12 protein-coding genes and 1 tRNA gene are annotated in these 13,422 nt (G+C 62.0%); 6 read left to right on the forward strand and 7 right to left on the reverse strand.

Going from position 1 to position 13,422, the window contains the following annotated elements; genetic code table 11:
* The first annotated feature begins 35 nt into the window (after positions 1 to 35).
* Positions 36 to 1,076: a lytic transglycosylase domain-containing protein gene (locus tag JQ616_RS21995; RefSeq protein WP_212017980.1), complete on the forward strand. Its 1,041-nt coding sequence runs from the start codon at positions 36 to 38 to the stop codon at positions 1,074 to 1,076.
* A 48-nt stretch (positions 1,077 to 1,124) separates the two neighbouring features.
* Here the strand turns inward: JQ616_RS21995 and JQ616_RS22000 are convergent, their stop codons facing one another.
* The 4 genes from JQ616_RS22000 to JQ616_RS22015 all read right to left on the reverse strand — a co-directional run bounded on the left by JQ616_RS22000 (position 1,125) and on the right by JQ616_RS22015 (position 6,128).
* On the reverse strand, positions 1,125 to 1,778 hold the full coding sequence (locus tag JQ616_RS22000) for a TadE/TadG family type IV pilus assembly protein (protein WP_433995991.1): 654 nt from the start codon (positions 1,776 to 1,778) through the stop codon (positions 1,125 to 1,127).
* Positions 1,779 to 1,789: 11 nt separating this feature from the next.
* Positions 1,790 to 2,335, reverse strand: a complete 546-nt coding sequence (locus tag JQ616_RS22005; protein WP_433995996.1) for a TadE/TadG family type IV pilus assembly protein — start codon at positions 2,333 to 2,335, stop codon at positions 1,790 to 1,792.
* A gap of 18 nt (positions 2,336 to 2,353) precedes the next feature.
* Positions 2,354 to 3,757, reverse strand: a complete 1,404-nt coding sequence (locus JQ616_RS22010; protein ID WP_212019087.1) for a TadE/TadG family type IV pilus assembly protein — start codon at positions 3,755 to 3,757, stop codon at positions 2,354 to 2,356.
* 595 nt (positions 3,758 to 4,352) lie between these two features.
* Complete coding sequence (locus JQ616_RS22015; RefSeq protein ID WP_212017984.1) at positions 4,353 to 6,128, reverse strand: acyl-CoA dehydrogenase; 1,776 nt, start codon at positions 6,126 to 6,128, stop codon at positions 4,353 to 4,355.
* A gap of 220 nt (positions 6,129 to 6,348) precedes the next feature.
* Here JQ616_RS22015 and JQ616_RS22020 point away from each other — a divergent pair.
* The 3 genes from JQ616_RS22020 (at position 6,349) to JQ616_RS22030 (ending at position 7,105) form a co-directional block, all read left to right on the forward strand.
* Positions 6,349 to 6,423: transfer RNA gene (locus tag JQ616_RS22020), tRNA-Gln, on the forward strand.
* Between the two features lie 114 nt (positions 6,424 to 6,537).
* A complete protein-coding gene (locus JQ616_RS22025) occupies positions 6,538 to 6,822 on the forward strand; it encodes a YfbK domain-containing protein (RefSeq protein ID WP_249137127.1) in 285 nt (94 codons plus the stop codon).
* A gap of 112 nt (positions 6,823 to 6,934) precedes the next feature.
* On the forward strand, positions 6,935 to 7,105 hold the full coding sequence (locus tag JQ616_RS22030) for a hypothetical protein (protein WP_212017986.1): 171 nt from the start codon (positions 6,935 to 6,937) through the stop codon (positions 7,103 to 7,105).
* Between the two features lie 189 nt (positions 7,106 to 7,294).
* On the opposite strand, the gene JQ616_RS22035 is transcribed toward JQ616_RS22030, so the two are convergent.
* The 3 genes from JQ616_RS22035 to dsbD form a co-directional block, all read right to left on the reverse strand.
* On the reverse strand, positions 7,295 to 8,710 hold the full coding sequence (locus tag JQ616_RS22035; RefSeq protein ID WP_212017988.1) for an MFS transporter: 1,416 nt from the start codon (positions 8,708 to 8,710) through the stop codon (positions 7,295 to 7,297).
* Positions 8,711 to 8,826: 116 nt separating this feature from the next.
* On the reverse strand, positions 8,827 to 9,462 hold the full coding sequence (locus JQ616_RS22040; protein WP_433995997.1) for a DsbA family protein: 636 nt from the start codon (positions 9,460 to 9,462) through the stop codon (positions 8,827 to 8,829).
* Positions 9,463 to 9,506: 44 nt separating this feature from the next.
* Complete coding sequence (dsbD, locus tag JQ616_RS22045) at positions 9,507 to 11,330, reverse strand: protein-disulfide reductase DsbD (RefSeq protein ID WP_212017992.1); 1,824 nt, start codon at positions 11,328 to 11,330, stop codon at positions 9,507 to 9,509.
* A 102-nt stretch (positions 11,331 to 11,432) separates the two neighbouring features.
* On the opposite strand from dsbD, the gene JQ616_RS22050 reads away from it, so the two are divergent.
* Positions 11,433 to 12,095, forward strand: coding sequence for a response regulator (locus JQ616_RS22050; protein WP_212017994.1), 663 nt, complete (start codon positions 11,433 to 11,435; stop codon positions 12,093 to 12,095).
* Positions 12,092 to 13,411, forward strand: coding sequence for an ATP-binding protein (locus JQ616_RS22055; protein WP_212017996.1), 1,320 nt, complete (start codon positions 12,092 to 12,094; stop codon positions 13,409 to 13,411). The genes JQ616_RS22050 and JQ616_RS22055 overlap by 4 nt, the downstream gene beginning before the upstream one ends.
* The last annotated feature ends 11 nt before the right edge of the window (positions 13,412 to 13,422 follow it).

A 13,422-nucleotide genomic window follows, 5' to 3' on the forward strand; every position in this document is an offset into this window, starting at 1 on the left:
CTGGCGGCACATCTTCCAATTTGACGATCGCGCTCATGCAGTCGATTTTCGGGCCGCGGCGGGTTTATCGATCGATCTCGCGGGCGGCCGTCGGCTCGATCTGCCTCTTGCTGCTCGTCCGTATCGCGAGTGCCGAGCCTGATCATATCGGGGCGGCGCAGACGGAGACACCGCAAACGGAAACGCCTCGTTCGAATCCGAACTCCGGAGAGAGCAATGCCGAGGCCAATCGGCCGGCGCCCGACCATCCGTCCTCCTCCTCTCCGTCTCCTGCGCAAGCACCGGCGCCTGCAAAGCTCGACGGGCCGCAGCAATACTGCAAGGCGCTGGAGGAGACCGCATTGGAGAACGGCTTGCCGCCGGACTTCTTCGTCCGGTTGATCTGGCAGGAAAGCAATTTCGATCCCAAGTCGATCAGTCCGGCTGGTGCCCAGGGGATCGCCCAGTTCATGCCGGGGACCGCGCGCTGGCGCGGCCTGGCGGATCCGTTCGAGCCGTTGCCGGCCTTGCAGGAATCGGCGCGCTGGCTCCGCGAGCTGCGCGCGCAGTTCGGCAATCTCGGCCTTGCGGCGGCGGCCTATAATGGCGGGCCGCGGCGCGTTCAGGATTGGCTGGCAGGACGCGGCAATTTGCCGGGCGAAACACGCGCCTATGTCAGGATCGTCACCGGCAAGTCGGCCGAGGAATGGGCCCAGGGGGCGGTCGAGGATCGGGTCCACACCGACGCTGCGATGGCCTGCAACGACATCGTGCGCGGCATGCTGATCAGGGCGCTTCCGGCGGCCCCAAAGGACTCCGTGACGATTGCGCAGCAGGCTGCATGGGGACCCTGGGGACTGCAATTGGCCGGCGGCCCTTCGCAATCCAGGGTGCTCGCCGATTATCAGCAGCTTCAGAAACGATTTGCATCGGTGCTCGGCGATCGCGCGCCGCTCGTTCTGAGATCGCACATGGCCGGCCCTGGCTCGGCAACCTGGTATCTGCTCCGGGTCGCCGAGACGACGCGTGAACGGGCCAACCAGCTCTGCGCACGACTTGAAGCGATCGGCGGGCGCTGCCTGGTGTATCGAAACTAGGTGGCGCGCCCGCAATTCGGCCGTCGCTTCAGCCTCGGCGAGCAGCCTCTAGCAGGTCTTCTGTTGCAGATGCTGGATGCAGGTACATGTCGTCGAGGCCGTCAGCTTGACGTCATAGTACGGAAAGTTCGCGTTGGCGGGGCTGTTGGTCGAGCAGCGCGGGAACAGGTAATAGCTGTCCGCGAGGGTCAAGGTCCCGCTGATGGTGAAACCGAGGTGGGGTGTGTAGCCGTACGACACTTCGCCGAGGACAAAGGAGACATTGTAGTTCTGCGTCCCGGTGAGCGAAGTAGGCAGCGTGATCTTCTGCCCGACCGGCCGTCCCGTCCCGTAGCTCGATCCATTGTACGACTCGCTCCACTGCACCGTCGCGTTGCCGTTGTTGTCGGTGGAGACGCCGGAAACGGTAATCGTGGTGACCGAGCTGCCGTTGGCGGTCGTTGGATACGGTGCGAGAATTGCCGTCGAAGCGCCGAGGATGTTCTGCAGCTGGGTCGCGCTGACCTGGGTGTTCTGCGAGACCATGTCGGCGACCGAATGAGCGGCCGCGGTGACCTTGACGTTGATGGCCATGCCGTTGGCGAGCTCGATGCCGCCGACATAGAGCAGCAGCATGAACGGCAATATCATTGCGAACTCGATCGCCGCCAGGGCGTCGCGATCTCTCCAGAACGTCCGCATTCGAAATGACAGGCTGGTCACGGTATCATCTCCTACGAGGACGGCTCGTTCTGGAAAGCGGCTGTAGCTAGAATCAATCGTGTATTGTTCGGCTGGTTCGAAAGATTGAATCCGAGAGGTCCGAGGAAGACCGGCCACAAATACATCACCCGGACCACGACGATGTCTCCCGCGTTGCCCGGATTGAACTGCATGTTGTTGACGTTGCCCTGGCTGTCATACGTCGGAACGAGAGCGGAGGTATCGGCGCTCGACCAGCTGCTGGCGACCCGTACGTCGACGAATATCTGGCTGCAGGTGAACAGAACGGTGACCTGATTGCAGACGGTCTGGTGAAATGCGGCCTGTGTCGCCTGTGCCGATTGCGTCTGTCCGGTCAGGATTTGCCGGCTCGATTGCTGCACCACCGATTCGAGCATTTCCTGCGCAAAGAACACGAGAAACGTCTGCAGAATCGCGATGAGGAGGGCGATGAACGGCGCCGCCACCAATGCGAACTCGACCGCCGTGGCGCCGCGGCTATCCCTGATGAAGGCGGCGGAGCGATTTTGCTTGCTTTGTGCTGACGGAAATTTCACCTGGGCCACGGCGCTACCTCACTGCGTAAGGCTGGCTGTGCTTGAGGCGACCTTGATGAACAAGTCCGTCAACGCCGTGGAGATGTCGCCGCCGGTTTGAACGTCGGAGAAGAGACCTGGCGAAGCGCATGTTTGCAGGTTCTGCGCGATCTGGCCGGTTGAGGAGGATGGGTTGTTGAACTGGGCGATGTGACCCATGTACCAACTGTCGGTGGGGAGTTGCAAATACTCGGTGTAGAGGATCGCGATCCGGATGCCCCGGTTCTTGATCGTCGTGCACATCGCGGTGTTGAGCGGCTGCTGGCATCGAAAGCTGGAGCCCACCGCCTGCAGCGTCGCGTTGGCGTTGCAGGACGAGCTGAGCGCGACGATCTTGTCGTCGACGCCGTCAGTCACGAGGAACACGACTTCCTGCGGCGTATCTCCCGACTGGTTGCTGCCAAGGCCGGGGTTGGGCATCAGGCTGTTGACGCTGGTCAGCGCGTTCTCGATGTCCGTGCCATAGTCGGTGTTGCAGCTTCCCGAGATCACGCAGTTCTGGTGGTCGACTGTCATCAACTGGATGTTCGAGATGGCCTGTCCCGCGGTGGTCGGGCTGGTCGGCGACTGCAGCGTATTGAAATTGTAGTCGAAGGTGTAGAGGCCCGCCTTGTAGGTGGTGTTGTTCAAGGCCGACATGCATTGCATGACGCCGCCCGACACGCTGGTCTGCGGGCAGTTCGACCATGACACGAGCAGCTGATTGACGGCGTTCACCACGAGATCGATGCGCAGGGTGACGCTCTTGTTGCGCGCGATGGTCAGGTTGTCGACGCTCGAGGAGTTGGCGCCGCTGTCGAGATTTGGATGCGTCTCATGACAGGCGAAGCCGCAGCTCTTCGAGGCCGACGGCTGACTGGATGTGTAGGATATGAGATTGTTGATATCAGTCTGGGTCGCGCCGATCGCCATCGAGGGCGAGTCGTCGAGCACCAGATAGAAGTTCATGTTTGGCGCGCTTGCCGCCTTCGCGGTCGAACTGCCGTTGATCGGCCAGGCCGCGCTGCGCAGCAGGGTGCCGAAATTGTTGATCGATGCCGCGCTATACGAGACCGTCACGGTGCGTTGCAGCCCGGAGTCGACGATGTTGATCGTCGGTGACGGGGCCGAGGTCAAGCCCGCCATGCTGTTGGCGGTGGACGCGAAGACGGCCGCGGCCGCGGCCTTTGCCGTCGAATCCGTTTGCAGCAGCATCGCGGGCCTGACCGCTGCGATGGCGGCTGCGTCCGCTGCGGCATCGAGCTGGTTCTTCTTGCGCAGGGCCTGCGTGTAATCCGTGGTCATGCCCAGCAGGTAGATCAACGGCACGGTCGCCAGCGCGAAGATGATGGCAACGTTGCCCCGGCGGTCTGTGGCGAAGCGATACAACCCGGAGCGCATCATGACCTTCATCTTCCACTATCGGTTTCAATAAAGCGATTTGCGACAAATGTGGGCGGCCGGAGGTATCCGGTGCTGTCAGAAGTCTTGAGGATGAAGCCATTAAGCAATGCTTACGCAGCTGTGTGAATCTCTATGGGGTCATAAAAATCTTTGCGTCGATGCGCGCGAGTGCAAAGTTTTTCAGCATCAGCTTACACGAGGCTTACGGTGAGCTGACGCGAAGCTTACTACGCTGCTGTTTGCGGATATTCGAACCCGACGCGGTTCGTGCGTATTACTACTGGTTTCACTGGCGGCCGGTGCAAGGGTCACCAGCAGGCGTTGCCGGTTCGACGGCAAACAAAGTGCGCGTTGATCGCTTCCTCGATTGATTGACCGTATCGGCGAACACAATCCGAGAATGCGAAGTTGTGTCGCATTCTCAACTGTCGTCGCCCGGCTCGACCGGGCGATCGAGTACGCCGCAGCCTCTCGGCTCAAGCACTAGCGTCTCTGGAATACTGGATCACCCGCCGGAGCCTGTCATCGGGCTCGCCGAAGGCGAGACCCGGTGGCGGGTGATGACACCGCGAGCGTGGCTGAATTGGAATTTGCGCTAGGCCAGCACCGCATCCGCCCCAGTCACCGCCTCGGCGCTCTCCGTCACCGTCTTCTCCAGCGACGGCGCCTGCACAGCGATGTTCTCGGCGAAGAAGCGCGCGAGTGCGACGTAGCGCTGCGGCTCGGCTTCGCCATTGGCCTTGGCGGCGAGCGCCTCGCCGGCGAGCATGCAGCCGCCGAGCGTCGCGCCGAACAGCCGCAAATAGGGCGTCGCGCCGGCGAGCGCCTCGTTCGGCGCCGAGGCGAGCCGTTCGAGCAGCCATTTGCTGCTGCGCTCCAGCGCGGCGTGGGCGTCGCGCAGCTTGGTGCCCGTGGTGCCGAACGCCGGATCGTTGGAGGTCTCGACCTGCTTGATGGTGGCGGCGAGTTCGTCGAGCAGCGCCCACACCGAGGCGCCGCCATTGGCGCCGAGCTTGCGGGTGACGAGGTCGATCGACTGGATGCCGTTGGTGCCCTCATAGATCGAGGTGATGCGGGCATCGCGATAGTGCTGCGCAGCGCCGGTCTCCTCGATGAAGCCCATGCCGCCATGGACCTGGACGCCGAGATAGGCGACCTCGTTGCCGATGTCGGTGGAGAACGCTTTCGCAATCGGGGTCAGCAGCGCGCCGCGCGCGGCGGCCTCAGTGCGCACCTTGGCATCCTTCGCGCGCACCGAGACGTCGAGCGCGACCGAGGTGGCGTAGCAGATCGTGCGCGCCGCCGCCGTCATGCTGCGCATCTGCATCAGCATGCGCTTGACGTCGGGATGCACGATGATCGGATCCATGCCGTCGCCCTTGTGGCCGAGTGCCTTGCCCTGGCGGCGTTCCTGCGCATAGGCTAGCGCCTGCTGATAGGCGCGGTCGGCAATGCCGACGCCTTCGAGGCCGACGCCGAGGCGCGCCTGGTTCATCATCGTGAACATGCAGCGCATGCCGGCGTTTTCCTCGCCGATCAGAAAGCCGATCGCGCCGCCCTTGTCGCCCATCGTCATGGTGCAGGTGGGCGAGGCGTGCATGCCGAGCTTATGCTCGACACCGGAGGCGTGGATGTCGTTGCGCGCGCCGAGCGAGCCGTCGGCATTGACCAGGAACTTCGGCACCAGGAACAGCGAAATCCCCTTGGTGCCGGCAGGTGCATCGGGCAATCGTGCGAGCACGAAATGCACGATGTTGTCGGTCATGTCGTGCTCGCCATAGGTGATGAAGATCTTGGTGCCCTTGATGCGATAGGTGCCGTCATCAGCGCGCTCGGCGCGGGTGCGCAGCGCGCCGACGTCGGAGCCGGCATTGGGCTCGGTCAGCTGCATCGTGCCGGTCCATTCACCGGTGACGAGCTTCTCGAGATAGATCTTTTTCAGCTCGTCATTGCCATGGGCATCGAGCGCCTCGATCGCGGACAGCGTCAGCAGCGGGCAGAGGCCGAAGGCGACGTTCGACGCGCTCCAGATTTCGGTGCAGGCGGCGTTGACCGCGAGCGGCAGGCCCTGGCCGCCGAACGCTTCCGGACCCGACACCGCGTTCCATCCCGCAGCGGTCCAGCGCTGATAGGCGTCGGGCCAGCCGGGCGCGGTGGTCACCTTGCCGTTGTCGAGCTTGATGCCGTGCTCGTCGCCGACCTTGTTCAGCGGCGCCAGCACATCGGAAGCGAACTTGCCGGCTTCTTCCAGCACCGCAGCGGTAATATCGCCGTCGAAATCGCCGTAGTGGCCGGCTGCCACGGCGGCCGCGAGCCCCGCACCGTGATTGAGGGACAAGAGGATATCGTTGATCGGCGCACGGTAGGTCATGGCGTTACTCCCGACGAGGCGTTTGGAAATTGTCTTCCCATGAAACCGGCGGCCTCTCAACAGTCCGAGAGGACCATCGTGCGGTCCGTTCGGCCACCGCGGCGTCTCTCTATAATAAGGGGAACGGCATCACTTAGCGGCTTTCGTGCCTTTTCGACCGTCTCGCTGTTGAAATGGCGGGACTCACCCTATAGACCGACGTGGCCGTTGATCGGCGCGTTGGGGCGTAGCCAAGCGGTAAGGCAGCGGATTTTGATTCCGCCATTCGGAGGTTCGATCCCTCCCGCCCCAGCCATCTTAACGCTTTGATTATTCAAGCGGATTTTGATGATTCTCGTTCTGTGTTCTGAACGCCGTCCGCCGTCGCATTCTGAACGTCTGTTGCCAGTTGGTTCGCGAGCAGGTGCGCATGCCGCTTCCGGGTCGAAGCGCGCTGATCAGCACTCCCGTCGATCGCGGATCCGAATACGCTCGCTTCGAGAACGCGCCACTCGATGCCCGCTTTGCAACCAGTGTGGCCGCGTTCGGCGAGATTCTACGTGGCGGGAAGCACACCGGCCAGTTCGGGTATGACGACGTGCTGCGTATAGCCTCGGCAGCACGCGGCGACGATCCTTACGGCTGTCGCTCCGAGTTCCTTCAGTTGGTGCGTGCGGCCGAAACGGCGAGCGCAATGCAGCCGCGGCGCCCTTGATGGATTTAGATTCTGTCGGCTGTCCTTGGGGAACCCGGCCACTTGCTCCCCCATTCTGATCAAGGGAAATTCTGCAGTGAGGCCAAAAACACCGAAAATGTCAGGATAGCCCTTGAAAACACTGCAGTTTTTCGAGATTTCCAATCTGAATGGAGACTGGTTTCTCGATCATCTGGGCGTGATAGGAGATGGCGCGAAGAGTGATGCCAGGGCAACGGAGCTGAAAGGCTCGTTTGAGGCTGAAAGGACCCTTTCGATCATCGTCATCGGCGCAAGCCGATGAAACCGCAGCAAATGCGAACGCCCTCCGAGCGCAACACAAACCCACATGCCGCGTTTGTGCGCTGTTCGCTTGCACAACCTGCGGGAGACCTTCTTCGGACCCACCGACTCGTCCCGGGCAACAAATCCGAAAATCTGCTAGGGGGCGTCCTCTCGCACGGTCGTCACCCGGATGTCGCCAGCGCAAAGCCTATTGGTCTGACCGCGACGAAAATGCCAATAGTCCTGCTGCGGCTAGCGCGATTAACGCTGCAAGTTGAAGCGTCTTCTGAAAGCCCGCAACGAAGCCGTATCTCTCACTCAAGAGTCCAAACGCCAGTAGGAAAACTGATGCGGCGGTTACATTGCCAAACGTTCGTGTCAAAAGCACGAGACTTCCCGCGACCCCGCGATCTTTAGCCGAAAGACTTCTGGTCACGATATCTGCGTAGGCAACCTGAAAGAGACCTAGCCCGATGCCTTGTATGGCAAGTCCCGCAGCGCGTACGACTGTCGGAGTGCTTTCTGTCCAGGAGCCGAGCAGGAGCAGACCGGCCCCGATGGATGCCGCACCGACGATCGCTAGTCGGTCGGTGCGAATGTACTCACGAACGAAGTGTCCGCCCATCGGAGCGGCAATCACCGATCCCGCCGCGGCCGTAGACATAACGACCCCGATCTCGGTCAGCGAGTATTCGGGAACGCGTGCCAGGAAATAAGGTACGAGCAGCCAAACCGAGAAGGCCGCGAGATTGGCCAGCACGCTCGCCGCATTGGGGATCGCAAAATCTGCCCGTCGAAGAATCTCGACGGAAATGATTGGCTTCGCCGATCGCGATTCGCGAAAGACGAATGTCGCCAGCGCTAACGCGGAGAGCAGGCCCATCCAAAGGCCGGAGAGTCTCTGTAGCTGGTTGATGGCCATGAGCATAGTGACCAGACCGATGATCAACGCAATTGCACCGATTGTGTCAAATGGTTCGGATTTCACTTTTTTGGGCAAGAGCGGCGCCGTGCGCAGAAGGGCGAGCGCAGCCACTGCAACCGGAACTCGAAACCAGAACACTGCGGGCCAATCCCAGGCGCTGATCAGAGCGCCACCAAGAAGCGGACCGAGCATCAAACCACCCGAAAGAATCATGGTTTGAGCGCTGAGTGCGCGAACTCGTTGATCTTCGCCAAAGGCACCGATAAGCAGCGCTGTGCTGCAGCTTAGTACCAGTGCTGCGCCGATCCCCTGCAGGCATCGGAAGAATAACATCGCTCCAAGATTCGGCGAGAAGCCGACGAGTGTGAGTGCGACTACGCTGATAACCAAGCCGATGCGAAAAATCTGGGCATGCCCGACTATGTCGCCAATGCGCCCCAGAGCGAGCAGTAAGCTGGCATAGGTTAATACGTAGCAGATCACGACCCACTGAATATCGCTCACTGCGAGCTCGAAGCCTCGCGTGATCGCGGGGAACGCGACGTTTACCGCAGTATCTAGCTGCGTCGCCGTCATTCCAAGTCCGATCGCTGTTACCTGACAGCCGTTCCTGCGCATGAAGCGCACATACTGACGGGTCTCGGGGTCGGAGGTCGAAGACACGTCAAAACTGTAGCCTCTTCCCTCTTTGGTGAGCAACAACGAATGTCGTAGCGTCGGGTGTCGACCATGAAGGGGCGTCACCCGACGCTGTCGGCGCTGGCCGCCCGAAAATAGCGCCTCCGCATGAATCGATTCAGAGGATACTCTCAGGATTATTTCGTTGTCGATCGCGCACGTGCGTCTGCGGCGACGCGCCTGAAGCCTTCATAGTTGAGCGCCGACGTCACGCGATAGTCGCCCACGATGTAGGCCGGCGTTCCCATCAGTCCGAGCGAGTCCGCCTGCGCGAGGTTGCGTCTGAGGAGCTTGGCGATATCGTCGCCGTGAGCTTGCAAGTCGGCGTCGAGACGATCCATGTCGACACCCGATTTGGCGATCGCCTCGCGCATCCGCTCCGCCGGAATTTTCGGGCCTGGGATTCCCATCATCGCGAAATGGGCTGCGTCGTACCGGTCCTGATATTTAGCGGCCAGCGCCCACTGAGCGCCCTTGATTGAGTCCGGCGTCAGGATCGGCCAATCCTTGTAGACCAACCTGATCTTGCCGTCGGTCTTGACCAGCTTCTCGAGCAGCGGTTCCGACTGCTTGCAGTAAGGACAGTTGTAGTCGAAGAAGACGACGATGTTCAGGTCCCCCTTGGGGTTGCCGGTCGTGGGCGCGGCGGGGTCATACAGAATTGCTTCGCGCGACACGTCCGCTTCGGAGGGGCCTTCGTCGGCACGTGCGGGACCGACGAGGTAGCCGATGCCCGCGGCCGCGATGATTTGAGCGAGCGTGCGTCGTGAGATGTTCGACGTCATGATGGAGTTCCTTTCCGCTATTGGGACTGATGTCATTCGGCCGCTGTGATGGTCGATAGTTTGGTGAGAAGGGCGTCCGCGTCGACGGCGCCGACGATCTTGGTCGTGGGGGACGCCTCTCCAGGCGAGCCGAACAACAGGATGGTCGGCGGTCCTACGATCTCGAAACGCTTCATGAGAGCCCGGCTCGCGTCGTCGACGGCGGTCACGTCCGCGCGCACCAGCCGGAATTTCTGCAGCCGAGCACGGACCTCGGGCTTGCGGAGAACGGCCTCCATCAGCCGACATTCGACGCACCAGTCGGCCGAGAAGTCGAGCATGACCGGCTTCCCGTCGCTTCGCGCCGAAGCTAGTTCGCGATCGAGCGCGGCAACCGATCGGATCGTCCGGGCGGAGGCTGCGGATTCGGGCTCTCGCTCAACTAAGCGGTCGAGGAAGTGTGTGGTGCTGAGATTGTCGTCGCCCGTCGATCGGATCAGAAGGACTGAGCCGACCAGCAAAGCGACGCTTGCCAGGCCCATCGACACGAACCGCCACTGGCTTTGCACCGTCAGGAACTGCGTTCCGAAGTAGACGGCTATCGCCGACGTGAGCGCACCCCATAGCTGCAACGTGGTCTGCTGCGACAGCACCCGCGAGAAGATCGAGATGGCCACACCGAGGAGGATGAAGCCGAACGCGTGGCGGACGCGGACCAGCCATGGACCGGGCTTCGGGAGGAAACGAGGCCCGAGAGCACCGAAGATCAGAAGCGGCACACCCATGCCGACGCCGAACAGGAACAACGCGGTCATACCTCGCGCAACGTTGCCGGTGCGTGCGATGTAGAGCAGGGCGGTCGCGAGCGGAGGCGTAACGCAGGGACCGGCGATCAACGCCGACCCGAAGCCGAGCACGGCGGCGGTTGCCAGCGGTCCGCGACGGCCTCCGGACGCGGCCCCACTGATCCGGTCGACGAGGGCGGCGGGCAACTGGATCTCGAAGAGGCCGAACATCGAAAGCGACAGCGCAACGAGGACCGTACTCATCACGCCGAGAGCGATCGGCGTCTGCAGCAGTATCTGCAGGTTTTCCCCGAATCCCGACCAGGCGGCGAACGCTCCCAGCATCGAATAAGCCGATGCCGAGGCGCCTACGAACATTGCAGCGAGGGCGAGACCGCGGCCGAGCGAAAGTCGCTCCTGCGATCGAGCCATCAGGCCAAAGAAGATGGGAACGAGCGGAAACGTGCACGGCGAGAACGACAGCAGAGCACCGAATCCGAAGAACGACCCCAGCATGCCGCCGAGCGTGACCCAGTCGGAAACATCCCAGTCAGAAGATTGCGCCGTCTTCGTCGAGCCCTTGTCGGCGGGCTCGCCCGTGATGTCTTGAGGGGGATCCAGAAACGATGTCGACGATCCCGATGAGGCCGCACCAGCGCGGTCCCTGACTTCCATCGTGTGCAGATTGATCGTCTTGAAAACAGGGGGATAACAGATCTGGTACTGCTCCGCGCAGCCCTGATAGGTGAGTACGATTTCCTGCAGTCCCTTGAGATCGTCCGCCGGTATTTCCGCCGTCGCGGCGCTCCGGTAGATTTCCTGCGGACCGAAATCCGGATCGTCCTTGGGTTCGCCTTCGGGAGTGCGAACAGCGATTGGCGTGCCAGGCGATGCCGGGTTCTTGGCGCCGATCATCGCCCGGTAGAGGTAGCTCCCCGGTCCGATCGTCCAGCCAAGTTGCAGGCCTGCGGCGTCGCGCGAGACTTTCAGGACGAAAGCTTGGTCCGCGGAAGGTGGAGTTCCTGCCCAAGCCGCCGTCAGCGATGATAGAAGGACGAGAAGTACGATCGAGGTTCGTTGGATGCCCGGCATTTGGGTGGCGGCCCTGCATTTGTGAGCGGATGCCGCGCTCTGAAGCGGCTACCTTAAGCCAGCCTTAAGGCTGGCGGCCGACAGGAGCGGCTGGAGGTAACGATGCGAATTCTAGTGGTCGAAGACGATCCGATCTTGTCCGACGGTCTGCGGGCCGGTCTGTCGTTGACAGGCGCCACGGTGGACACGGTGGCGACGTGCGAGGACGCCGACGCTGCAATCGCGTCGTCGCGATACTCCGCGATCGTGCTCGACATCATGTTGCCCGATGGAAGCGGTCTCGACGTTTTGCGCACTTTGCGAAGCCGAAACGATGCCACGCCGGTCCTTCTTCTCACCGCCCGCGACAGCGTCGGCGACAAGGTATCGGGGCTGGATTCGGGCGCAGATGACTATCTGGCCAAGCCGTTCGACCTCGACGAACTTGCCGCGCGCCTCCGCGCCATCGTCCGGAGGGAGGGTGGGCGCGCCGCCCCCACGCTGACCTATGGGTCCATCGTTCTCTCGCCCGCGGACCTTTCGGCGACCGTCGACGGTGCACCGATGAGCCTGTCGCGGCGCGAGTTTGCGATCTTATCCGCACTCATGGAGCGTCCCGGACAGGTGCGTTCGCGCGCCGAACTCGAGGAGCGCCTGTACGGCTGGCAGGAAGATGTCGAAAGCAACGCCGTCGAAGTACACATACACAATCTTCGTAACAAGATCGGCAAGGACGCGATCCAGACGCTGCGGGGCGTCGGATACCGCATGGGGGCTGCCCGATGAGATCCCTGAGGCTTAGACTTTTCGCGATCCTCATCGCGGCGACCGGAATCGTCTGGTTGGCGGGGGTGGTTTGGATCTTCGCCGGAAGCCGTGTCGAGGTGGAGCAAGTGCTCGACACGCGTCTTCAGGAAGCTGCGCGCATGGTGGCTTCACTCGCATCGGGATTCGAGAGCCTGCCTGGAAAGTCTGCCCCTGGGGCCATCGCTCAACTCGGCAGCTATGAGCGCCAACTGTCATGTCAGATCTGGTCGCTCGATGGTCGCATGGTCGCGAAATCGAGCGGAGCGCCCGATCAGCAGCTTTCATCCACGGCCGACGGGTTCTCCGATCGAACGATCGACGGAGAGACTTGGCGCGTATTCACCGTTGAAGACGCCAGCCACAATCTGCGAGTCATGGTGGGCGACAGGCTGTCGCTGCGCGAACGGCTGGTTGCCGATCTCATCAAGGGTCTGATGTTGCCGGCATTGTTGATTGCCCCTCTGCTCGGTGCCGCGATCTGGGCGAGCGTAGGGCAGGGCCTTCGTCCGCTGCGCCGCATGGCGCAGGATCTCGGGGCGCGTGAACCAGACGACATGCGGCACGTCGAGACTGATCGGGAGCCTGTTGAGGTCCGACCTTTGGCTATGGCTCTCAACGGTCTGCTCACCCGCGTGGAGGCCGCCCGCCGGCACGAACGCGAGGTGAGCGCCTTCGCCGCGCATGAACTGCGGACACCACTGGCTGGTCTGAAAACTCAAGCCCAAGTGGCGCTGGCCGCTGAAGATCCGAAGGTGGTTCGAGGTGCGCTTGAACAGATCGTTGCCGCGGTGGACCGAAGCACCCGCCTGGTGCGCCAACTGCTCACCATCGCGAAGCTCGATGCCGACGTGGCGGATGCGCCGCGCAGTCGCGTGGAAGTGGGACCACTTCTATCGGAGATCGTTGAGGGAACACCGAAGAATGCGGGGACCATCGTTACGATCGAGGCGAGTGCTCGCGACATGGTCGTCGACACGAACGCCGATTGTCTCCAACTGGCGTTGCGCAATCTTCATGAAAATGCGGTCCAGCACACGCGCGAAGGCCGCATCGTCTGGACCGCCAGTTCCAACTCGCTCTTGGTTGAGGACGAGGGGCCGGGGATAGCCCCTGATGAAATCGATAAGCTCGGCAATCGCTTCTTCCGTGGCCGGTCGAGGAGTCCAATCGGCAGCGGTCTGGGACTGGCGATCGTCAAGCTGGCGCTGGCGAAGATCGGCGCGGAATTCACGATCTCGAACCGGACGGGCCGCAGCGGGGCGAAGTCTGAGCTGACGTTTCCAGTCCGTACCTGATCGTTGTGGAC

The sequence above is a fragment of the Bradyrhizobium tropiciagri genome (assembly GCF_018130545.1).
Taxonomy (GTDB): domain Bacteria; phylum Pseudomonadota; class Alphaproteobacteria; order Rhizobiales; family Xanthobacteraceae; genus Bradyrhizobium; species Bradyrhizobium tropiciagri_A.